At 69.4% G+C, this 20,450-nt stretch carries 22 protein-coding genes and 1 tRNA gene; 3 read left to right on the top strand and 20 right to left on the bottom strand.

What is annotated here, in order from left to right; all coding sequences use genetic code 11:
* Positions 1–25: 25 nt before the first annotated feature.
* The 4 genes from CQ047_RS09315 to CQ047_RS09300 are packed head-to-tail and all read right to left on the bottom strand — an operon-like array spanning position 26 to position 2,936.
* Complete coding sequence (locus CQ047_RS09315; protein ID WP_105674508.1) at positions 26–553, bottom strand: hypothetical protein; 528 nt, start codon at positions 551–553, stop codon at positions 26–28.
* Positions 550–1,341, bottom strand: coding sequence for a hypothetical protein (locus tag CQ047_RS09310; RefSeq protein ID WP_105674506.1), 792 nt, complete (start codon positions 1,339–1,341; stop codon positions 550–552). Before CQ047_RS09310 ends, CQ047_RS09315 begins: the two co-directional genes overlap by 4 nt.
* Before the next feature lie 46 nt (positions 1,342–1,387).
* Entirely contained in the window at positions 1,388–2,461 is a 1,074-nt protein-coding gene (locus tag CQ047_RS09305; RefSeq protein WP_105674503.1) for an NAD(P)-binding domain-containing protein, read from the bottom strand.
* Positions 2,462–2,495: 34 nt separating this feature from the next.
* Entirely contained in the window at positions 2,496–2,936 is a 441-nt protein-coding gene (locus CQ047_RS09300) for a GNAT family N-acetyltransferase (RefSeq protein WP_105674501.1), read from the bottom strand.
* Between the two features lie 107 nt (positions 2,937–3,043).
* Here CQ047_RS09300 and CQ047_RS09295 point away from each other — a divergent pair.
* Positions 3,044–3,116 (top strand) — tRNA-Ala (locus CQ047_RS09295).
* A 44-nt stretch (positions 3,117–3,160) separates the two neighbouring features.
* On the opposite strand, the gene CQ047_RS09290 is transcribed toward CQ047_RS09295, so the two are convergent.
* The 11 genes from CQ047_RS09290 to rplU all read right to left on the bottom strand — a co-directional run bounded on the left by CQ047_RS09290 (position 3,161) and on the right by rplU (position 10,916).
* Positions 3,161–3,445: a hypothetical protein gene (locus tag CQ047_RS09290; RefSeq protein WP_105674499.1), complete on the bottom strand. Its 285-nt coding sequence runs from the start codon at positions 3,443–3,445 to the stop codon at positions 3,161–3,163.
* A 101-nt stretch (positions 3,446–3,546) separates the two neighbouring features.
* Positions 3,547–4,236, bottom strand: a complete 690-nt coding sequence (locus CQ047_RS09285) for an SDR family oxidoreductase (protein ID WP_105674497.1) — start codon at positions 4,234–4,236, stop codon at positions 3,547–3,549.
* A gap of 1 nt (position 4,237) precedes the next feature.
* Positions 4,238–4,609 carry a ribosome silencing factor gene (rsfS, locus tag CQ047_RS09280; protein ID WP_105674495.1) on the bottom strand — a complete coding sequence of 124 codons (372 nt, stop codon included), beginning with the start codon at positions 4,607–4,609 and terminating at the stop codon, positions 4,238–4,240.
* A 4-nt stretch (positions 4,610–4,613) separates the two neighbouring features.
* Positions 4,614–5,828, bottom strand: coding sequence for a hypothetical protein (locus CQ047_RS09275; protein WP_105674491.1), 1,215 nt, complete (start codon positions 5,826–5,828; stop codon positions 4,614–4,616).
* A complete protein-coding gene (gene nadD, locus CQ047_RS09270) occupies positions 5,825–6,427 on the bottom strand; it encodes a nicotinate-nucleotide adenylyltransferase (protein WP_105674489.1) in 603 nt (200 codons plus the stop codon). The genes CQ047_RS09275 and nadD overlap by 4 nt, the downstream gene beginning before the upstream one ends.
* A 6-nt stretch (positions 6,428–6,433) precedes the next feature.
* Positions 6,434–6,658 (bottom strand): hypothetical protein, encoded by a 225-nt coding sequence (locus CQ047_RS09265; protein ID WP_105674487.1) that lies wholly within the window; start codon positions 6,656–6,658, stop codon positions 6,434–6,436.
* A 52-nt stretch (positions 6,659–6,710) separates the two neighbouring features.
* Positions 6,711–7,964 carry a glutamate-5-semialdehyde dehydrogenase gene (locus CQ047_RS09260; RefSeq protein WP_105674485.1) on the bottom strand — a complete coding sequence of 418 codons (1,254 nt, stop codon included), beginning with the start codon at positions 7,962–7,964 and terminating at the stop codon, positions 6,711–6,713.
* Between the two features lie 9 nt (positions 7,965–7,973).
* Positions 7,974–8,759 carry a glutamate 5-kinase gene (proB, locus tag CQ047_RS09255; RefSeq protein ID WP_105674483.1) on the bottom strand — a complete coding sequence of 262 codons (786 nt, stop codon included), beginning with the start codon at positions 8,757–8,759 and terminating at the stop codon, positions 7,974–7,976.
* Positions 8,756–10,255, bottom strand: a complete 1,500-nt coding sequence (obgE, locus tag CQ047_RS09250; RefSeq protein ID WP_105674481.1) for a GTPase ObgE — start codon at positions 10,253–10,255, stop codon at positions 8,756–8,758. Before obgE ends, proB begins: the two co-directional genes overlap by 4 nt.
* A gap of 75 nt (positions 10,256–10,330) precedes the next feature.
* The gene (rpmA, locus tag CQ047_RS09245; RefSeq protein ID WP_017202370.1) at positions 10,331–10,588 is read right to left on the bottom strand and encodes a 50S ribosomal protein L27; all 258 of its coding nucleotides are present in this window, start codon (positions 10,586–10,588) and stop codon (positions 10,331–10,333) included.
* A gap of 19 nt (positions 10,589–10,607) precedes the next feature.
* Positions 10,608–10,916: a 50S ribosomal protein L21 gene (rplU, locus tag CQ047_RS09240; RefSeq protein ID WP_181155890.1), complete on the bottom strand. Its 309-nt coding sequence runs from the start codon at positions 10,914–10,916 to the stop codon at positions 10,608–10,610.
* 212 nt (positions 10,917–11,128) lie between these two features.
* On the opposite strand from rplU, the gene CQ047_RS09235 reads away from it, so the two are divergent.
* Positions 11,129–11,395 carry a DUF4031 domain-containing protein gene (locus CQ047_RS09235; protein ID WP_105674477.1) on the top strand — a complete coding sequence of 89 codons (267 nt, stop codon included), beginning with the start codon at positions 11,129–11,131 and terminating at the stop codon, positions 11,393–11,395.
* Here CQ047_RS09235 and CQ047_RS09230 read toward each other — a convergent pair.
* Positions 11,360–13,933: an Rne/Rng family ribonuclease gene (locus CQ047_RS09230; RefSeq protein WP_105674475.1), complete on the bottom strand. Its 2,574-nt coding sequence runs from the start codon at positions 13,931–13,933 to the stop codon at positions 11,360–11,362. The two genes, CQ047_RS09235 and CQ047_RS09230, sit on opposite strands and share 36 nt — an antisense overlap.
* Before the next feature lie 277 nt (positions 13,934–14,210).
* Here CQ047_RS09230 and CQ047_RS09225 point away from each other — a divergent pair, with 277 nt between their 5' ends.
* Positions 14,211–14,822: a vitamin K epoxide reductase family protein gene (locus CQ047_RS09225; protein ID WP_105674473.1), complete on the top strand. Its 612-nt coding sequence runs from the start codon at positions 14,211–14,213 to the stop codon at positions 14,820–14,822.
* Positions 14,823–14,896: 74 nt separating this feature from the next.
* Here the strand turns inward: CQ047_RS09225 and ndk are convergent, their stop codons facing one another.
* The 4 genes from ndk to ileS are packed head-to-tail and all read right to left on the bottom strand — an operon-like array spanning position 14,897 to position 20,400.
* A complete protein-coding gene (gene ndk, locus CQ047_RS09220; RefSeq protein ID WP_102192635.1) occupies positions 14,897–15,313 on the bottom strand; it encodes a nucleoside-diphosphate kinase in 417 nt (138 codons plus the stop codon).
* Between the two features lies 1 nt (position 15,314).
* Positions 15,315–15,755, bottom strand: coding sequence for a DUF4233 domain-containing protein (locus CQ047_RS09215; RefSeq protein WP_105674471.1), 441 nt, complete (start codon positions 15,753–15,755; stop codon positions 15,315–15,317).
* Entirely contained in the window at positions 15,743–17,095 is a 1,353-nt protein-coding gene (locus CQ047_RS09210; protein WP_105674469.1) for a folylpolyglutamate synthase/dihydrofolate synthase family protein, read from the bottom strand. Before CQ047_RS09210 ends, CQ047_RS09215 begins: the two co-directional genes overlap by 13 nt.
* The gene (gene ileS / locus CQ047_RS09205) at positions 17,092–20,400 is read right to left on the bottom strand and encodes an isoleucine--tRNA ligase (protein WP_105674467.1); all 3,309 of its coding nucleotides are present in this window, start codon (positions 20,398–20,400) and stop codon (positions 17,092–17,094) included. Before ileS ends, CQ047_RS09210 begins: the two co-directional genes overlap by 4 nt.
* Between the last annotated feature and the right edge of the window lie 50 nt (positions 20,401–20,450).

Raw genomic sequence — 20,450 nt, 5'->3', positions numbered from 1 at the left:
CTCACCCTACGCTCGTGTTCCGACGTCAGCGCTGCCCTCTCGCGCTGTCGATCACGAACGCCTGCGGATGGCCGGGCAGGTAGCGCACGGTGACCGGATCCCCGGAGGGGAGGTAGACGTCGCGGTCGGGGTACACGGCGGGCGTGAAGAAGTTGCTCTCCAGCGTGTACTCGACCCCATTGGATGCCGTGAAGGTCACCCAGTCGCCGTCTCTCGTCGCCTGCGCGGTCTCGCCGTGCTCGTAGATGTAGGCCCGGGTCACCGGCACCCCGGTGAGGCTCAGGATGCCGATCACGAGGTTCGCGAGCATCAGGAAGGCGAGGATGCGGAACGCGATCCGCATGACGCGACCCCAGGTGCGACCACGGGGAGGGCGCTGATCGTGCAGCAGCCCTTCGCGCTCCCTGACCCGGCGCAGCGCGCTCACCGGGCTCGCACCGCTCACCGACATGGCGAAGAGGCCGAGGATCGAGAACCCCGCGATGAACACCATCGCGTAGCCGTGGGATGCCGGGAAGTTCACCAGCCAGATCAGGGTGTCCAGCACGTTCATCGCCCCGCCTCCTTCTCGACGGTGACCGCCACGGTCTGCGGATCCTCCCGGCGGTAGAACGCCCACAGGGGCGCGCCGACCTGGAAGTGCGACAGCGCCTCGGGGTAGACGAACGCGGTGGTGTCGGCCTCCCAGGTCGCCGCGCCCTCCGGAGCCATCAGCACCGTGAGCGCGAGCTCGCTCTGCCCTTCGAGGCGTCGGCCGGTGGGCCGCATCGCCAGGACCGATGCCGGGACCTGCGTGCCGGTCGTCCGCGCCCGCACGAGACGCGGGTCGAGGAGCCCTCGCTCGATGCGCCACGTCAGCATCGCCTCGCGCACGACGGGATCGGTCATGTCCGCCAGCTCGACGGTGTCCTGGTCGGTGAGGCTGTAGCGGACCGGGATCGGCTGGCCCACCTGCAGGCTCCCGGCGTCGGTCGCGTCGACGAGCATCCGCAGCTGGCTGACGAACTCCCCACCGGAGCCCGGCGCCACGCGGATGAAGATGTCGTACTGCGGCACGTCGTTCACCGTGAGACCGGTGCGGGTCACCTCGACGATGCGGCCGACGCCGATCTGCGAGTCGCCGCGCACCCGCTTGCGGCGCCCGAGACCCGACATCGTTCCCCCGAACGTGAGGATCAGGCCCCAGGCGACGCCGATGAGGATCGGCCCTCCCAGCGTGTCCTCTCCCGAGAAGGGCAGGATCGACTCGCGCTGGTTCACCCCGAACAGCCCTTCACCCGTCCATACGACGAGCCAGGCCGACAGCAGCAGCCAGATGATCAGGAACGCGATGCGCAGCATCGCCCCAGAATATCGGCGCGAGCCCACAAGTACAGGGACGCCTGGGTCAGCGCGCGGTCGTGCTCTCGGCCGGCTTCGCCATGAGCACTCGCTGGACGCCCTTCGCGGCGGAACGCCCTGCGCGATTCGCGCCGATGGTGCTCGCGGAGGGGCCGTAGCCGACGAGCTGCACGCGGGGGTCCGCCACGGACGTCGTGCCGCGACCGCCGCGGTCCAGTTGGATGCCGCCCGCCGCGGAGCGCAGGTGCAGTGGTGCGAGGTGGCCGATCGCTGGCCGGAACCCCGTCGCCCAGAGGATGACGTCGACGCGCTCGAAGGACCCGTCGGCCCAGCGAACGCCGTCCGGCTCGATGCGCTCGAACATCGGGCGCCGAGCCGCATAGGCGCCGAGCCTCTCGGCCTCGCGCTCCTGGGGTCGCAGCATGAGGCCGGTGACGCTCACGACGCTCTGGGGCGGGAGCCCGCGTGCCACGCGCTGCTCCACCAGGGCGACAGCGGCGGCGCCCGCCTCCGGCGTGAAGTCGTCGGTGCGCCACACGGGCTCACGACGGGTGACCCACAGGGTCTCGGTGAGCGGGGCGAGCGCGCCGAGGAACTGCACGGCTGACGCTCCCCCGCCGACGACCAGCACGCGCCTGCCGACGAAATGCGCGGGACCCGGGTAGTCGACGGTGTGCAGCTGCTCGCCGAGGAAGGTCTCCATGCCCGGGTAGTGAGGCAGGAACGGGTGGGTCCACGTGCCGGTCGCGTTCACCAGCGTGCGGGTCCGCCACTCGCGATCACCTGCCCTGACCACGAGGATGCCGTCCTCATCGTCCACGCGGTCCACCCGGACCGGTCGCACGACGGGCAGCGCGTGCGCCCGCTCGTACGCTGCGAAGTACGCGGGCACCGCCTGGTTGGCTCGCTGATCGTCTCGCGGCGGCGGCGTGTCTCCGGGGAGCTCGGCCACCCCGTGCACATCGCGCATCGTCAGGGCGTCCCAGCGGTGCCTCCACGCTCCGCCCGGCTCATCGTCGGCGTCGAGCACGACGTGACGGACGCCGAGGCGCATCAGATGGTACGACGTCGACAGGCCGGCCTGGCCGGCGCCGATCACGAGACTGTCGAGGATGCTCACGCCGAGGTCAACATCCGCAGCATCCGGGTTGTTCCTAGAGGTCGATCTCGTAGTGGGTGTAGCCGGTGTGCGTCGCGACGCTGTCGTAGAGGCGTCGAGCGGTGGTGTTGCCCTCCTGCGTGAGCCAGTACACCTTGGACGAGCCGTGCGCCCGCGCCCAGTCCTGCACGTGCGAGATGAGAGCGCGCCCCGTTCCGCCGCCGCGGACGTCGGGCACCACGAAGAGGTCTTCGAGGTAGCAGTAGCCCGCGGGGCTCCACGTCGCCGCGTGGGTGAGCCAGTGCACCAGGCCGATCGCGCGACCCTCGTCGTCGCGTACGAGCGCCCCGTGGAGCTCCTGATCCTCGGTGATCCGACGGAACGTGGTGCGCGAGATCTCCTCCGCCACATCGGACTCGTAGAACGTCAGGTATCCGTTCCACAGCGCGAACCACTCGTCGAAGTCGGCCGGGGTGATCGCGTGGATGCTCGTCATGCGCCCAGCCTAGAACGACGCGCCCGGGATCGAGCGCCGGATTGGTGCTGATGCCGACACCTGTAGTACGCTTTTCGAGTTGCCCCGGAAGGTTCGGGGAAGCAGATGGGCCTGTGGCGCAGCTGGTAGCGCACCTGCATGGCATGCAGGGGGTCAGGGGTTCGAGTCCCCTCAGGTCCACCGAGAAAGCCCCTGGTTCGCCAGGGGCTTTTCCCGTCTCCGCGTCAGCGCGCCCGAGGCGGCGGGCGGTGCGGGATCGGCACCGGCCGCGTCGCTCTGCTCGTCCCCTGGATCCGTTCGATCTGCTCGAGCACCTCGAACGGGGTGCCGTAGGTGCTCGACAGCGGGAGCTCCCGGAGCCACACCACCTCGACCTCCGTCGGGGCGAGCTCGTACACGCAGGCGACGACATGCCGGGTGTCGTCCGCCTCGTAGCGCAGGTCGTTGATCACCCACTCGGACGGCGTGAGGCGATGCAACACGAAGCGCGGATCAGGATCGACGGACATCTGGTGGGCCCTCCAAGACTCTCTCCCCGTGAGGGAGTCTCGCCCAGCGGATGCGGCGACGGAAGACCCTTGACATCCGGGCCGCTCCGAGACAGCGTCTCTCAGCCGTTCGGTCGGACCGTCAGCTCCGTGAGGTGGGCGTCGTCGGCGAGATCGAGCGCCAGGAGGATCGTCTCGGCGACGGACTCGGGGGCGATGAACCGCGAGGGATCGTACTCACGCCCCTCCTGCTGGTGCACGCGCTCCTGCATGGGCGTCGCTGTGCGCCCCGGGTAGATCGAGGTGACCTTGACCCCGTGCTCGGCCTCTTCGGCCCGCAGAGCGTCGGCCAGGGCCTTCAGACCGTGCTTTGAGGCGGCGTACGCCGACCATCCGGCATGGGCGTGCAGCCCAGCACCGGAGTTGACGAACACCACACGGCTTTGCGACACCCGCAGCACCGGAAGGAGGAGCCTCGTCAGCTCGGCCGGTCCCACCAGGTTCACCGCGAGCTGTTGCTCCCACAGCGAGGGCGGAAGGTCGGCGACGGAACCGAGGTCGACGACGCCCGCGACGTGGATCAGCGAGTCGAGCCGATCGGGAAGAGCCTGCTTCGACAGCGCCCACGACAGGCGCCCCGGAACGGCGAGGTCACCGACGAGCGTGGACGCACCGGGGAACCGCTCGGCGAGCTGACGGGCACGCCCGGCATCCCTGACCAGCAGGATCACCTCGTCGCCGCGGTCGAGCAGCCGACGGGCGACCACCGCACCGATGCCGGAGCCCGCTCCGGTGATCAGGTGCGCAGCCATGTCAGGCGGGGTCGGCGGCGAGCTCGAACGGGACCACGGGGCAGTCCTTCCACAGGCGCTCGAGGCCGTAGTAGACCCGCTCCTCCTGGTGGAAGACGTGCACGATCAGGTCGCCGAAGTCGAGCAGCACCCAGCGGGCCTCCGCACGTCCCTCACGACGGACCCGCTTGTGCCCGGACTCGATGAGCTTGTCCTCGATCTCGTCGGCGATGGCGGCGACGTTGCGCTCGCTGTTGCCCGTGACGAGCAGGAAGATGTCGACGAGCGGCAGCGGCTCCGACACGTTGAGCGCGACCAGATCCTCTCCGCCCTTGCTGACGGCGGCGTCTACTGCGAGCTGCAGCATCTCTTCGGCGGTTTCAGGTGATTGCATCAGATCAGATCAGTTTCGTGGTGAGAGCGATGACCACGACGACGCCCACCGCGAGGGCGAGACCACCCGCCACGATTATCAGGGTGAGCATGAGTTTGTTGCCCTTTTCGGGCGCCGGCGGGCGGATGACCTCGCCGGCGGGCTTGATGGTGCTGATCGCCGAGCTGGCGGCGATCGGTGTGGGAGAGGACGCAGGAGGCAGCTCTCCGTCGATGAGCACGGCGTCGACCTCCTTGCCGTCGGCGATGCCGTGTGCGTGGCCCTGCGAGCCGATGCCCTGGGGCAGCTCGTAGGAGCCGGTGACCAGGATCTCGCCCGTGGACGCGACAGGACCGTCGAGCGTGGCCTCCCCCGACGGAGGGTTGAAGATCAGGGTGTTGGAGGCGGAGTGCTGGGAGCCGCTGGAGTCGTTCGACGTGAGCAGCTCGTCGAACGACGGCACGGTCAGCTTCTGTGCCTCGGCGTCATCGGCGAGCAGTCCGCTGCCGAACTCGGGGCTGACGGTCGGGCGCTCGTCTTCGGAGATGACGTCGTCATCCCCCGCCGCGGCGTCGGCGAGGACGTCATCCTCGTCGTGCTCATCCTCCGGCTCCTCGACCTCGATGCCGAGGGCGGCGACGGCCACAACGGGATCGTCATCGACGTGCCCCAGGTCGATCTCGACGGGCTCTGCAGCGCTCTCGGCGTCGGCGTGCATCGGCACGTCGCCGGCGGTCTCGACGGCCGCCGCCGCACTCACGGGGGCGACGTCGACCTGATCGCCCAGGTCCTCGTCGAGGTCGTCGTCGGAAGAGCCCGAGACAGGCGGAGCGAAGGTGGGAACAGCTGAGACGATCTCCTCGGCCGGAGCTTCCTCGACAGCCTCGACCTCGACGGCCTCGACCTCGACGGCGTCGTCCGCGGCATCCGCAGTGCTGTCATTCTCGGCGTCTCCGCCGATCACCGGCACGGAGGCGGTCTTGATGCGCTCCTGCTCGCGGGCCTGTCGGCGCGTGAGCGGCGCGGAGCCCGGATCGGCATCGGCATCCGCGACGGGAGCGGGCGCGACCTCGACGGGCTCGGCGGCACGCGGAAGCGGCGGTGCAGGGGGGATCGTCGGCGCCGCGGCGGCGGCCGCGGCCTCCTCCTCCGTGATGACCGGGGTCGAACCCGTCAACCGGATCTCCCGCAGCTGCTTTCGCGTCAGCGGACCCTGCTCCTGCTGATCCGATGTACTCATGCCTTGCTCCGATACAGATGATGCTTCGCGATGTATTGAACGACCCCGTCGGGAACGAGGTACCAGACCGGCTCTCCGTCGTGCACCCGCTCACGGCAGGCCGTCGATGAGATCGACAGCGCCGGAACCTCGAGCTGGCTGACGTCACCGGGTGGGAGGCCGTCTGTGCTCAGGACATGCCCTGGGCGAGAGACCGCGACGAAATGGGCCAGCTCCCACAACTCATCATGGTCCCTCCAACTGAGAATTTGCGCCACGGCGTCGGCTCCGGTGATGAAGAAGAGCTCCGCATCCGGCCGGTCGCGCTTGAGGTCGCGCAGGGTGTCGATCGTGTAGGTCGGGCCCTCCCGGTCGATGTCGACCCGGCTGACCGTGAACTGCGGGTTGGATGCCGTCGCGATCACGGTCATCAGATAGCGGTGCTCACTGGGCGTGACGTCGGACTTCTGCCAGGGAACTCCCGTCGGCACGAAGACGACCTCGTCGAGGCCGAAGGAGTGCGCGACCTCGCTGGCGGCAACCAGGTGCCCGTGATGGATCGGATCGAACGTCCCGCCCATCACGCCGATGCGCGCCGGGCGCGAGGTCGTGGTGCTCATGTGGGCCTAGTGGCCGTGTCCTGCCTCGTGGCCGTCTTTGCCGTGCTTCGCCGCGAACGCCTCGGCCTTCGCCGAGTGGCGGTTGGCGACGTTCTTGTAAGAGAGCGTGACCAGCGCGAGCGCGGTGAACACGATCACGGCGACGATGCCGAAGATCACGGTCTCGAGCGGGATGTTGCCCTCATGCTCGGCTTCGGCGGCGGCCATCGCGATCTGTGCGACGAGGTTCATCCTGGCTCCAATTCATGACCTTCGGGCGGTACAGCGCCCCCTAGTCTAGTCCTCAGCCGCGGGTCTGCCCTGATCCACGCGCCAACCACTTCGTGCTGGTCAGCTCGGCGAGCCCCATCGGACCTCGTGCGTGCAGCTTCTGCGTCGAGATGCCCACCTCGGCGCCGAACCCGAACTCCCCGCCGTCGGTGAAGCGCGTGGAGGCATTCGCCATCACGACGGCGGAGTCCACCTCCGCCAGGAAGCGCTCGATGCTGCGGGAATCGGTGGAGATGATCGACTCGGTGTGGCCGGTGCTGTAGCGCCGGATGTGCTCCAGCGCGTCGTCGAGCGAGTCGACGACCTTCATCGCGATGTCGAGGCTGAGGTACTCGGTCGCCCAGTCCTCCTCGGTCGCCGGAATCACGTTCGACACGAGCCCTGCGACGATGTCGTCTCCGTGGATCGCGACGCCCTCGCTCTGCAGGGCGCTCGCGACGAGAGGGATGAGGCGCGGGGCTGCCTGGCGGTGCACCAGCACCGTCTCGACCGCGTTGCACACGCTGGGACGCTGCACCTTCGCGTTCACGACGATGTCGCGCGCCCAGTCGTCGGGCGCGCTCTCGTCGAGCACGATGTGCACGACGCCAGCGCCGGTCTCGATGACGGGGACGGTGGACTCGGTGACGACGGTCTCGATGAGGCCGGCGCTGCCGCGGGGCACGAGCACGTCGATGAACCCGCGGCCGTGCATGAGGGCCTTGGCGCCGTCGCGACCGAAATCGTCGACGGTCTGGATGGCCTCGGCGGTGAGGCCGGCGCTCTCGAGCGCCTCGCGCATGATCGCGACGAGGACCGTGTTCGACTCCAGGGCGGCGCTGCCGCCGCGGAGGACGACGGCGTTGCCGGAACGCAGCGCCAGAGCGGCGATGTCGACCGTGACGTTGGGGCGCGCTTCGTAGATCGCGCCGACGACCCCGAACGGGACCCTGACCTGCTCGAGCGAGACGCCGTTCGGCATCCGATGCCCTCCGACGACCCTGCCGACGGGGTCGGCGAGGGCGGCGACCTCGCGGACGGCTGCGGCGAGGGCCGACACCCGCTTCTCGTCGAGACGGAGCCGGTCGATCAGCGATTCGCCGATGCCGCTCTCCCGACCCCGGACGATGTCCGCGGCGTTCGCCTCGATGATGCGCGGCGCGTTCTGCTCGAGCGCCACGGCGATCGATTCGAGGACGCGGGTCTTGTCGTCGCTGGTGAGCGCGGCGGTGGCGCGGGAGGCCTCCTTGGCGCGCTCCAGGCGCACCTGCGGGGTCAGGTCGGTCATCCCGTCAGTCTAGGAGACCGCGGGCGCGAACCAGGTCCCTATTTCGGCGCCGGCGAGGGCCTGGTCGACGAGGTCGGCGCTCGTCACGAGAACGCCGATCCCCGATGCCGCCGCGAGCCGCGCGGCGGAGACCTTGGTGGCCGCTCCCCCGGTGCCGACGCTGTTGACGACCGTCGAGCCGAACTCCAGACCCGACAGGTCGGCGTCGGGAGCGACGACGTCGATGGGCTCGGCACCGGGGTCGGTCGGCGGCTTCGTGTACAGCGACTCGATGTCGCTGAGCAGCACGAGCGCGTCGGCCTCGATCAGCTGTGCGACGAGCGCTCCCAGCCGGTCGTTGTCGCCGAAGCGGATCTCCTGCGTGGCCACGGTGTCGTTCTCGTTCACGATGGGGAGGATGCGCAGTCCGAGAAGCCGCTCCATCGCCCGTCGGGCGTTGCTGCGCGACGTCGGGTTCTCCAGGTCGCCCGTGGTGAGGAGCACCTGCCCCGCGACGATGTCGAAGGGGCGCATGGCCTCCTGATACCGGTAGACGAGGATGTTCTGCCCGACGGCCGCTGCGGCCTGCTGCGTGGCGAGGTCGGTCGGCCGCGCGTCGAGGCGGAGGAAGGGGATGCCGGTGGCGATGGCGCCGGAGGAGACGAGGATGACCTCGCACCCCCGCGCGTGAGCGGCGGCGAGAGCCTCCACGAGAACCGGGATCCGCCACGAGGCCTCACCGCTGATCGACGAGGACCCCACCTTGACGACGATGCGGGACGCCGTCGCGATGTCCGCCCTGGTGCGGGCGGTCACTTCTCATCCTCGCGGTATGCCGCGAGACGCTGAGCCTCCACCTCCGCACGAGCCTCGGCCTTGGCATCCATGCGCTCGTAGTACTGCTCACGACGCTCGGAGGTGGTGCGGCGCGCGTTCGGCGCCAGACGCGGGTCGGTGCCACGAGGAGCCGCCATCAGCTCGGCGGCGGAGGTCATCGTCGGCTCCCAGTCGAAGACGATGCTGTCGCCCTCGCCGATCACGACGGTGGAGCCCTGCACGGCGCCCAGACGGAACAGCTCGTCCTCGACGCCCAGCTTCTCGAGTCGGTCGGCGAGGAAGCCCACGGCCTCCTCGTTCTGGAAGTCGGTCTGCTGCACCCAGCGCACCGGCTTCTCGCCGAGGATGCGGTAGATGTTGCCGTACGTGCCGCCCTCGACGCGGATCGAGAAGTCCTTCTTCGAACCCCGAGGGCGGATGACGACGCGCTCCGGCGGCGTCTCGAGAGCGGCCTCGGCCCGGTGCTTGTCGACGATCTCGCCCAGCGCGAAGGTGAGCGGACGGAGCCCCTCGTGGGAGACCGTGGAGATCTCGAACACGCGGAAGCCGCGGGCCTCGAGCTCGGGGCGCACGAGCTCGGCGAGATCGCGGGCCTCCGGCACGTCGACCTTGTTCAGAGCGATGAGCTGCGGGCGCTCCAGGAGCGGAGTCTGCCCCTCGGGGACCTCGTATGCGGCGAGCTCGGCGAGGATGACGTCGAGATCGGAGATCGGGTCGCGCCCCGGTTCGAGAGTGGCGCAGTCGAGGACGTGCAGCAGCGCGGAGCAGCGCTCGACGTGACGGAGGAACTCGAGGCCGAGCCCGCGCCCCTCGCTCGCACCCTCGATGAGACCGGGCACATCGGCGACCGTGTACCGGAAGTCGCCCTGCTGCACGACGCCGAGGTTGGGGTGCAGCGTCGTGAACGGGTAGTCGGCGATCTTCGGGCGCGCCGCGGAGATCGCGCCGATCAGGCTCGACTTGCCAGCCGACGGGTAGCCCACGAGAGCGACGTCGGCGACGGTCTTGAGCTCGAGGACGACATCGCCCTCGTAGCCGGGAGTGCCGAGGAGCGCGAAGCCCGGAGCCTTGCGCTTAGGAGTGGCGAGGGCCGCATTGCCCAGACCGCCCTGTCCGCCCGCGGCGACGACGAAGCGCTCCCCCGGGATGATCATGTCGATCAGGACCTCGCCCGCGGGGTTCTTCACCACGGTGCCGACCGGAACCAGAAGCTCCAGCGTCTCGCCGAGGAATCCGGAGCGGTGGTCGCCCATGCCGGGGCCGCCGTTGCCGGAGGAGCGGTGCGGCGAGTGGTGATACGACAGCAGGGTGCCCGTCTGCGGATCGGCGACGAGCACGATGTCGCCGCCGTTTCCGCCGTTGCCGCCGTCGGGGCCTCCGAGCGGCTTGAACTTCTCGCGGTGCACGGAGACACAGCCGTTGCCGCCCTTGCCCGCGCGCAGATGCAGCGTCACGGTGTCGACGAAGGTGACCATGTCTCTCTCCTCATAGACGAATTCGGGGCGGGCCGAAGCCCGCCCCGAATCGGATGTAGATGTGTCGTGCTGCGATTACTCAGCAGCGGCGACGATGTTGACGACCTTGCGGCCGCCCTTCGCGCCGAACTCGACCGCACCGGCGGCGAGAGCGAACAGCGTGTCGTCGCCACCACGGCCGACGTTCACGCCGGGGTGGAAGTGCGTGCCGCGCTGGCGGACGATGATCTCGCCGGCGAGGACCTGCTGGCCGCCGAAGCGCTTGACGCCGAGTCGCTGTGCGTTGGAGTCACGACCGTTGCGGGTGGAGCTTGCGCCCTTTTTGTGTGCCATGTCCTGGGTCTCCTCGGTCTTACTTGATGCCGGTGATCTTGACGCGCGTGAGCTCCTGGCGGTGGCCCTGACGCTTCTTGTAGCCGGTCTTGTTCTTGTACTTCTGGATGATGATCTTCGGGCCGCGGAGGTTGCCGAGAACCTCTGCCGTGACCTTGACCTTCGCGAGCTTGTCAGCGTCGGTGGTCACCGTGGCGCCGTCGACGAGCAGCACAGCGGGCAGCTCGATCTTCTCGCCCTGGGCAGCCTGAACACGGTCGAGCTGAACGATCGTGCCGACCTCGACCTTCTCCTGCCGCCCACCGGCGCGCACTACTGCGTAAACCACTTCATACCTGTTTCGTTGGGGAGCACGGTGCTCCGAGAATCTCACGGGAAGACTGTTGCTTGCATTCATCGCGGGGCGACGGGTGCGAACGCAAGACTCTCCGCACCGACCGTCGAGGACGGGGCGGCATACGCACCAAGGGACTACTTTACCGGATGCCGGGCGGTGTCGCAAAACGTCCTGCGGGGTGTGTCCGGTCGTAGGCTGACAGCATGACCGTGCTCGTCGATGATCCGCTCTGGCCCGCGCACGGGCGCCTGTGGGCGCATCTCGTGAGCGATGAGAGCCTGGACGAGCTGCACGCCTTCGCGAGGTCTCTGAGCGTGCCGGAGCGCGCTTTCGACCTCGACCACTACGACGTGCCGGAGGACATGATCCCCCGGCTCATCGCCGCCGGCGCTCAGCACGTCGGCGGCAAGGAGCTGGTGCGCAGGCTGATCGCCTCAGGACTGCGCGTCCCCGCCCGCGACCGGAGCTGACGACTCGGAGTTCACCGATACGGGCGTGCCCGTGAGAGCCGCCGTGGTCACCCGACGACGGCCGCGGCCCTGACCGGGCGCCTTCGGCTCGGGAAGGGCGTCCAGCACCGAATCGAGCAGCTGCTCGGCGGGCGACTTCGGCGCCTTCCGATCGGACCCGCGCTTCTTGCGGGCCTTCTTCGGACGCTCCTGCGCCGCGGTCTGCTCGACGGCAGGCGCGGCGGCATCCGTCGCCCCCTCCGCGTTCGGGGCGAGCGTCGATGCGGCGATCTGCGCGAGGGCCGACTTCGCGCCCTCGGGGATGCTGTGCGTCACGTTCGGGGCCGGCGGCGCGCTCTGGGCCGGCGCGGAGTTGCCGCGCTGGCGACGGTTCTGCTGTCCGTTCCCGTTCGACGGCGCTCGGTGCTTCACGACGGGGTCGTGGTGCACGATGACACCGCGGCCGGCGCAGACCTCGCACGCCTCGCTGAAGGTCTCCAGGAGGCCGAGGCCGAGCTTCTTGCGGGTCATCTGCACGAGGCCGAGCGAGGTGACCTCGGCGACCTGGTGCTTCGTGCGGTCCCGGCTGAGGCACTCGATGAGACGGCGCAGCACGAGGTCGCGGTTCGACTCCAGCACCATGTCGATGAAGTCGACGACGATGATGCCGCCGATGTCGCGCAGTCGCAGCTGGCGGACGATCTCCTCTGCCGCCTCCAGGTTGTTCTTGGTGACGGTCTCCTCGAGGTTTCCCCCGGAGCCGACGAACTTTCCGGTGTTGACGTCGACGACCGTCATGGCCTCGGTGCGGTCGATCACGAGGGAGCCGCCGGAGGGCAGCCAGACCTTGCGGTCGAGGGCCTTCTCGATCTGCTCCGTGATACGGAACGCGTCGAACGGGTCGGTCTCGTCCTCGTACGACTCCACACGCTCGAGCAGGTCGGGGGCGACGCTCTCCAGGTAGGCGCGGATGGTGCGCTGCGACTCGTCGCCCTGGATCAGCATCTTCGTGAAGTCCTCGTTGAAGACGTCGCGGACGATCTTGACGAGCAGATCCGGCTCGGCGTGCAGCAGCGCGGGAGCCTGCTGGTTCTCCACCTGCTTCTGGATGTGCTCCCACTGGGTCGTGAGGCGCTGCACGTCGCGCGTCAGCTGCTCCTCGGTGGCGCCCTCTGCCGCCGTGCGGACGATCACGCCGGAGGACTCGGGGAGCACCTCCTTGAGGATGCGCTTGAGTCGCGCGCGCTCGTTGTCGGGCAGCTTGCGGCTGATGCCGTTCATCGATCCGCCGGGCACGTACACGAGGTACCGGCCGGGGAGCGAGATCTGGCTGGTGAGGCGGGCGCCCTTGTGGCCGACCGGGTCCTTCGTGACCTGGACGAGCACGCGGTCGCCGGGCTTGAGCGCGAGCTCGATGCGGCGGGGCTGGTTGCCGGTCTCGACGCCGTCCCAGTCGACCTCGCCGGAGTACAGCACGGCGTTGCGGCCGCGGCCGATGTCGACGAAGGCGGCCTCCATGCTCGGGAGCACGTTCTGCACGCGGCCGAGGTAGACGTTGCCGATCAGCGACGCGTCCTGGTTGCGGGCGACGTAGTGCTCGACGAGCACGCCGTCTTCGAGGACGCCGATCTGGGTGCGGCCGTTCTTGGAGCGGACGACCATCTTGCGGTCGACGGACTCGCGGCGAGCGAGGAACTCGGCCTCGGTCACGACGGGACGGCGGCGACCGGCATCGCGACCGTCGCGGCGGCGCTGCTTCTTCGCCTCCAGGCGGGTCGATCCCTTGATCGCCTTCGGCTCGGTGATGTACTCGACGACGCGCTGGCGCGGCTGACGGGGCTCGGACCGCTCGTCATCGCCCTCGGAGCCTCCACGGCGGCGACGGCGTCCTCGTGCGGATGCCGACTCCTCAGGCTCGCGCTGCGGGTCGCGCTCGGCGATGCGGTCGAAGACGCGACCGGGGCGTGCCGGGAGCGGAACGAACTCGGGAGCGTAGAAGTGCAGCTGCGTGGACACCTGCGAGACGAACACCTCGGGCAGCAGGCCGAGCGACACCGCGGTCACCGGCGCGGGAGCAGCGGGCTCCTCCACCGTGACAGGCGCTTCGGCCTTCGGCTCCGCGGCGGGAACAGACGGCTCCTCGACGGGTGCGGACTCCACGGCGGCGGGCTGGGCGTCTGCCGCGTCGGCGGCAGCGGATGCCGGAGCACCGGGCTCGTCCGTCGCAGCGGGCGTCTCGTCTCGGTCGGCTCCGCCGTCCTCGCTCGACGAGCGGGGGGCGTCAGCGGCCGGGGCGTCGGCCTCGGAGGCGTCAGCCGCCTCAGGAGCGTCACCCTCTGGGGCCTCGGCAGTGTCGGGCTCCGGAGTGCCGGCGATCGGGGCATCCCCCTCGGGGGCGTCTGCCTCGGCCGCATCGGCGGGGGCGTCGACCTCGGGGGCGTCGGTCGCCTCGGAGGATTCAGCGTCCTCCGCAGCGTCGACGACTACCTCTGCGGGTGCGTCAGCATCCGCAGAGAAGTCGAGGGTAGGGGCGTCGTAGTCATTGGTCTCATCGGCCATCTCTGGCGAACTCCTCGCGCGCGGCACCCGGTGCCTCGCGAAATCTCATGCGGCACCCGCAGGTGCCGCGAACTCACTCGGTGTGTGACCGGCTCACGGCTCTGATCACGTGGGGCATACGGCCCCGAAGTCTGCGTCGATGCGTGCCACGGCGTGTGCCGAGCGGTGCATCACAGGCCATTATCGCACCATGTGGGCGTGTTCGCGGCATCCACCTCCTCGCGCGCCGCTGGCGCGTTCTCGTCGGGCGCATAGCAATCGCTGTGATAATCCACATATGAGCGAGCAGCGCACCCGCCCCATCGGCTACGGAATCTGGTTGATCGTCGCGAGTGTGGTGGGCTGGTTCGCCGCGTTCCAGCTCACGATCGAGAAGTTCGTGATCATGGAGAACCCCGAGGCGAGTCTCAGCTGCGATATCAGCCCGTTCATCCAGTGCGGCAAGAACCTCCTCTCCTGGCAGGGATCGGTCTTCGGCTTCCCGAACCCGATCCTCGGCCTCACCGGCTGGATGGCGCCCCTCGTGATCGGTGTGGCCGTTCTCGCCGGAGCGCGCTTCCCCCGGTGGTTCTGGGCGATCTTCGGCGCCGGCATCACCTTCGCCTTCGGGTTCGTCTGCTGGCTGATCTCGCAGAGCATCTACGACCTCGTCGTCCTCTGCCCGTGGTGCATGGTGACCTGGGCCGTGACCATCCCCACCTTCTTCGCGACGATGCTGCATCTCACCCGCAACGGCACCTTCACCCGGAACGAGAAGGTCCAGGAGCGCGCGGGGAGCCTCATGGCGTGGGTCCCGCTGGCCGCGATCGTGGCCTACGCGATCATCATCGCCATGGCTCAGCTCAAGGGCATCGACTTCATCGGCGAGATGATCCGCATCATCTTCTGAACCTCGTACGGAGACGAAGGAGCCCTCCCGCATCGCGAAGATGCGGGAGGGCTCTCTCGTTGCGGAGGGCGGGCTCAGTCGAACCAGATGCCGAGCTCGCGGGCGGCGGACTCGGGGCTGTCCGAGCCGTGCACGAGGTTCTGCTGCACCTTGAGGCCCCAGTCGCGGCCGAAGTCGCCGCGGATCGTCCCGGGGGCCGCCGTGGTCGGGTCGGTGGTGCCCGCGAGGGAACGGAAGCCCTCGATCACGCGGTTGCCCGCGAGACGGATCGCCACCGACGGACCGGAGAGCATGAACTCGAGCAGCGGCTCGTAGAACGGCTTGCCCTCGTGCTCGGCGTAGTGCGCGGCGAGGAGGTCGCGGTCGGGGTCGACGAGACGGATGTCGACGAGGGCGTAGCCCTTCGCCTCGATGCGCGCCAGGATCGCTCCGGTGAGGCCGCGGGCGACGCCGTCCGGCTTGACGAGGACGAGGGTTTCTTCGGTGGCCATGTCATTCACTCTCTGTGTCTGAGGTCTGCGTGGTCTGAGTCGAGTTCTGCGGGTCGGAGGGACGTCGTGCGTCCACGCGCGCCCCCACGATCGTCGCATACGCCCACATGCCGCCGAAAATCACGACGACGAGCAGGATGGCGGGCACGAGGACCGCGGAGAGCGCGATGACCGCCTGGATCACCCAGCCCGCGGTGATCGCCCACGGACGGGTGATCATGCCGGCCACGGCGATGCAGGCGAGAGCGACGATGCCGCCGCCGACGATCCCCCACCACGGCTCGACGCCGTCGGGGAGCGCCTTCAACCCGAACACCGTGAGTCCGGCGAGGAACACGACGATCGACTCGAAGCCGAGCACAACCGGCGCCAGCTTCTGCACGAGGGTGCGCGGAGGTCGAGGAGAGCGCGCGGGAGCGGATGCCGCGCTCACGCGCGCCACCCCGACTTCCAGTCCTCCTCCTCGGCGAGGGCGATCGCCTCACCCGCGAGCACCACGGAGCCCGCGATCACGACGGCGCGCCGATCCGACGAGGCCGCCCACTCGCGAGCCGCGTCGGCGGCCTCGGCGAGGGTCGGATGCACGGTGGCACGGTGCCCCGTCTGCTCGACGAGGTCCGCGATCGCGTCGGCGTCGCTGGCGCGATCGGACTCGGGAGCGGTCGCGAAGACGTGCGCGGCGACCGGGGCGAGCTTCGCCACGATCCCTGCGGCGTCCTTGTCGGCGAGGACGCCGAGCACGACACCCCACTCGTCGAAGTCGAAGCTGTCATCCAGCGCCTGCGCGAGGGCGGCGGCGCCGTGCGGGTTGTGCGCGGCATCGACGATCACGGTCGGAGCGATGCCGAGCAGCTGCAGGCGGCCGGGAGAGGTCGCGGACTGCAGGCCGTCGGTGACCACGTCTGACGCGATCGGCTTGGCGCCGCCCCCGATGAGCGACTCCACGGCCGCGACGGCCAGGGCGGCGTTGTGGCCCTGGTGAGCCCCGTAGAGGGGCAGGTACTCCTCGGCGTACTCCCCCGCGAGCCCGCGGATCGTCAGCAGCTGCCCGCCGACGGCGAGCTTCTGTTCGGTGAGTCCGAACTCCTCGCCCTCGAACGAGATGTCCGCGTTCTTCTCAGCGGCGACCCGACGGAGGACCTCGGCCGCCTCGGCGGGCTGCTGCGCGGAGACCACCGCTGCGCCCTCCTTGATGATCCCCGCCTTCACCTGGGCGATCGCGGCGATCGTGTCTCCCAGGCGGTCGGCGTGGTCGATGTCGATCGGCGCGAACACCGCGACGTCGCCGTCGGCGGTGTTCGTCGAGTCCCACTCGCCCCCCATGCCGACCTCCAGCACGAGCACGTCGACCGGAGCATCCGCCACGGCCACGAAGGCGAGCACGGTGAGCAGCTCGAAGAACGTCAGCGGCGCATCGCCCGCGGCCTCCAGCTCGGCGTCGACGATCCCGACGAAGGGCTCGATCTCGTCCCAGGCGTCGGCGACGGCCTCGTCGGAGATCGGTTCGCCGTCGATCATGATGCGCTCGGTGAAGCGCTCCAGATGCGGGCTCGTGAACAGTCCGGTGCGCAGGTCGTGCGCCCGCAGCAGGCTCTCGATCATCCGCGCGGTCGACGTCTTGCCGTTCGTGCCCGTGATGTGCACGACCCGGTACGTCTTCTGCGGGTCGTCGAGGAAGGCGAGGATGCGGGCGACGCGCTCCTTGCGCGGCTGCACCCAGCGCTCCCCCGCCCGGCTCAGCAGAGCCTCGTAGACGGCATCCGCCCGCTCGCGCGCGCTCATGCTGCTCCTCCGATCCGGCTGACGGCGACCGTGAAGTCGCCCGTGTTGGCGTAGGTGCCCGTCGAGATGACGGCCTCGAACTCCGCGGCGGGCAGCGCGACTCCACCGCGGTGGACGCCGTGCTGGAGCGCGAGGGTCTCCCCCGCGACATCGGCGATCTCGAACGCGCTTGCCACGGCATCCGCATCCGCATCGCTGTCGAATCGGAGGTCGAGACGGATCCGGTCGCTGACGTCGAAGCCCGCGTTCTTGCGGGTCTCCTGCACGGCGCGGATGACGTCGCGCGCCAGGCCCTCGGCTTCGAGCTCGGGAGTGGTCCGGGTGTCGAGCAGCACGAAGCCGCCGGTCGGCACGATCGCGAGCGCCTCGCCCTCGGGGCGCCCCGTCGTCTCCAGCACGAGCTCGTACTCGGCGGGCTCGAGGGCGATGCCGCCCGCGGTCACCACCCCGTCGGTCTCCGACCAGTCGCCGCTGCGGGCGGCCTGGATCGCCTTCTGCACGTCCTTGCCCAGGCGAGGGCCGGCGGCTCGCGCGTTGACGCTGAGGCGGTGGTCGATGCCGTACTCGGATGCGGTGGTCTCGGTCTGCTCCACGAGTTCCACGGACTTGACGTTCAGCTCCTCGCGGAGGATGTCCTCGAACTGGCCGAGCGTCGCGGCGAGCGGCGAGACGACCGTGAGCCGCGCGAGCGGCAGACGGACGCGCAGCTTCTCCTTCTTGCGCAGCGCGTTGCCGACGCTGGACAGCTCACGCACGGCGTCCATCGCATCACGGATCTCATCGGCCGCGGGGAACGCGGAGGCATCGGGCCAGTCCTGCAGGTGCACGCTGCGCCCGCCGGTGAGTCCCTGCCACACGCGCTCGCTCACCAGCGGCACGAGGGGCGCCGCCACGCGGCACAGCGTCTCGAGCACCGTGTAGAGCGTGTCGAACGCCTCGGTGCTCGAGCCCTCCCAGAACCGGTCGCGCGAGCGGCGGATGTACCAGTTGGTCAGCACCTCCGCGAAGTCGCGCAGGCGAGCGGACGCCGTGGTGGAGTCGAGTCCCTCGAGGTCGACGCGGACGTCGCGCACGAGATCGCCGAGGCGGGCAAGGATGTAGCGGTCGAGCACATCCGTCGAGTCGGTGCGCCACGACGCCTCGTAGCCGCCCTCGGTCGCCGCGTTGGCGTAGGTCGCGAAGAAGTACCAGGAGTTCCACAGCGGCAGCAGGAACTCGCGCACGCCGGCGCGGATGCCCTCCTCGGTGACGGCGAGGTTGCCGCCGCGGAGCACGGAGCTCGACATGAGGAACCAGCGCATCGCGTCGGAGCCGTCGCGGTCGAGGACCTCCGACACGTCCGGGTAGTTGCGCAGCGACTTCGACATCTTGTACCCGTCGCTGCCCAGCACGATGCCGTGGCAGCTGACACCCGTGAACGCGGGGCGGTCGAAGAGCGCGGTCGACAGCACGTGCATCACGTAGAACCAGCCGCGCGTCTGCCCGATGTACTCGACGATGAAGTCGGCGGGGGCGTGCGAATCGAACCACTCCTGGTTCTCGAACGGGTAGTGCACCTGCGCGTACGGCATCGAGCCCGAGTCGAACCACACGTCGAAGACGTCCTCGATGCGGCGCATCGTGCTCGTACCGGTGGGGTCGTCGGGGTTCGGACGCGTGAGGTCGTCGATGTACGGACGGTGCAGGTCGATCTCGCCCTCGGGGTTGCGCGGCAGCGCTCCGAAGTCGCGCTCCAGCTCCTCCAGCGAACCGTAGGCGTCGACGCGGGGGTACTCCGGGTCGTCGCTCTTCCAGATCGGGATGGGCGAGCCCCAGTAGCGGTTGCGGCTGATCGACCAGTCGCGGGCGCCTTCGAGCCACTTTCCGAACTGACCGTGCTTGACGTTCTCGGGCACCCAGGTGATCTGCTCGTTGTTCGCGAGCATCCGGTCCTTGAGGTCCGTGACGCGGATGAACCAGCTCGAGACGGCCTTGTAGATCAGAGGGTTCCGGCAGCGCCAGCAGTGCGGGTAGGAGTGCACGTAGCTCTGCTCGCGGACCAGGCGCTGCTCGGCGCGGAGCAGACGGATCAGCGGCGTGTTCGCGTCCATCCACAGCTCGCCGGCGACGTCGGTGACGTTCGGGAGGAAGCGCCCTCCGTCGTCGAGCGACAGGATGGTCGGGATGCCGGCGGCCTCGGCCACCCGCTGGTCGTCCTCACCGTACGCGGGCGCCTGGTGCACGACGCCCGTGCCGTCGGTGGTCGTGACGTAGTCGTCGACGAGGATCTGCCACGCGTTCTGCGTGCCGTAGGTCTCGGTGTCGGCGTAGTACGAGAACAGGGGCTCGTAGCGGAGACCGCCGAGCAGCGCACCCTTGACGGTTCCGCTCGCGGCGTCCAGAGCGGCCGCGGCATCCTCGTAGCCGAGGTCCTTCGCGTAGCCGCCGAGCAGGTCGCGGGCGAGCAGGTAGCGCGCACCGTCGACGCCCTCGGAGGCGCCGTTCGGCCCCGCCGGCACGACGACGTACTCGATGTCGGGCCCCACGGCGAGCGCGAGGTTGGTCGGGAGCGTCCACGGGGTGGTCGTCCAGGCCAGCACCCGCACCCCGGCGAGGTCGAGCTGCTCGGCCTCCGCGCCGATCAGCGGGAACGACACCGTGACGGACGGGTCCTGACGGTCCTTGTAGACGTCGTCGTCCATGCGCAGCTCGTGGGCGCTGAGGGGCGTCTCGTCGCGCCAGCAGTACGGCAGCACGCGGTAGCCCTCGTAGGCGAGACCCTTGTCGTACAGGGTCTTGAACGCCCAGAGCACGCTCTCCATGTAGCCGAGGTCGAGCGTCTTGTAGCCGCGGTCGAAGTCGACCCATCGCGCCTGACGCGTGACGTAGTCCTGCCACTCGCGCGTGTACGTGAGCACCGAGTCCTTCGCCTTCGCGTTGAAGACGTCGATCCCCATGTCCTCGATCTCGCTCTTCTCGGTGATGCCGAGCTGCTTCATCGCCTCGAGCTCCGCCGGCAGACCGTGCGTGTCCCAGCCGAAGACGCGGTCGACCTTCTTGCCGAGCATCGTCTGGAAGCGCGGGAACACGTCCTTCGCGTACCCGGTGAGCAGGTGGCCGTAGTGCGGCAGGCCGTTCGCGAACGGAGGGCCGTCGTAGAAGACCCATTCGTCGGCGCCCTCGCGCTGCTCGATAGAGGCGCGGAACGTCTGGTCGGACTCCCAGAAGTCGAGCACTTCGCGCTCGATGGCGGGGAAGCGGGGGCTCGGTGCGACGGAGGCAGCCTGATCGGCGGCGGGGCCGAAGGAGGAACGCGGGTAGGTCATGTCGTCTCGCAGTGATCGTCGTGGCGGATGCTGCTGCAAGGACGATCCTC

The organism is Microbacterium sp. MYb72 (assembly GCF_002979415.1).
Classification (GTDB): domain Bacteria; phylum Actinomycetota; class Actinomycetes; order Actinomycetales; family Microbacteriaceae; genus Microbacterium; species Microbacterium natoriense.
This window is presented reverse-complemented; position numbering and strand designations above follow the sequence as displayed.

Bases quoted from the DNA above. Each gene is read 5' to 3' on its own strand.
- CQ047_RS09230 (WP_105674475.1), bottom strand. From the start codon at position 13,933: ATGGCCGATGAGACCAATGACTACGACGCCCCTACCCTCGACTTCTCT.
- rsfS (WP_105674495.1), bottom strand. From the start codon at position 4,609: ATGCAATCACCTGAAACCGCCGAAGAGATGCTGCAGCTCGCAGTAGAC.
- CQ047_RS09315 (WP_105674508.1), bottom strand. From the start codon at position 553: ATGAACGTGCTGGACACCCTGATCTGGCTGGTGAACTTCCCGGCATCC.
- CQ047_RS09300 (WP_105674501.1), bottom strand. From the start codon at position 2,936: ATGACGAGCATCCACGCGATCACCCCGGCCGACTTCGACGAGTGGTTC.
- ileS (WP_105674467.1), bottom strand. From the start codon at position 20,400: ATGACCTACCCGCGTTCCTCCTTCGGCCCCGCCGCCGATCAGGCTGCC.
- rpmA (WP_017202370.1), bottom strand. From the start codon at position 10,588: ATGGCACACAAAAAGGGCGCAAGCTCCACCCGCAACGGTCGTGACTCC.
- CQ047_RS09275 (WP_105674491.1), bottom strand. From the start codon at position 5,828: ATGAGTACATCGGATCAGCAGGAGCAGGGTCCGCTGACGCGAAAGCAG.
- ndk (WP_102192635.1), bottom strand. From the start codon at position 15,313: ATGGCCACCGAAGAAACCCTCGTCCTCGTCAAGCCGGACGGCGTCGCC.
- CQ047_RS09285 (WP_105674497.1), bottom strand. From the start codon at position 4,236: ATGGCTGCGCACCTGATCACCGGAGCGGGCTCCGGCATCGGTGCGGTG.
- obgE (WP_105674481.1), bottom strand. From the start codon at position 10,255: ATGGTCACCTTCGTCGACACCGTGACGCTGCATCTGCGCGCGGGCAAG.
- CQ047_RS09260 (WP_105674485.1), bottom strand. From the start codon at position 7,964: ATGACCGACCTGACCCCGCAGGTGCGCCTGGAGCGCGCCAAGGAGGCC.
- CQ047_RS09210 (WP_105674469.1), bottom strand. From the start codon at position 17,095: ATGAGCGCGCGCGAGCGGGCGGATGCCGTCTACGAGGCTCTGCTGAGC.
- CQ047_RS09265 (WP_105674487.1), bottom strand. From the start codon at position 6,658: ATGAACCTCGTCGCACAGATCGCGATGGCCGCCGCCGAAGCCGAGCAT.
- CQ047_RS09225 (WP_105674473.1), top strand. From the start codon at position 14,211: ATGAGCGAGCAGCGCACCCGCCCCATCGGCTACGGAATCTGGTTGATC.
- nadD (WP_105674489.1), bottom strand. From the start codon at position 6,427: ATGAGCACCACGACCTCGCGCCCGGCGCGCATCGGCGTGATGGGCGGG.
- CQ047_RS09310 (WP_105674506.1), bottom strand. From the start codon at position 1,341: ATGCTGCGCATCGCGTTCCTGATCATCTGGCTGCTGCTGTCGGCCTGG.
- CQ047_RS09290 (WP_105674499.1), bottom strand. From the start codon at position 3,445: ATGTCCGTCGATCCTGATCCGCGCTTCGTGTTGCATCGCCTCACGCCG.
- CQ047_RS09235 (WP_105674477.1), top strand. From the start codon at position 11,129: ATGACCGTGCTCGTCGATGATCCGCTCTGGCCCGCGCACGGGCGCCTG.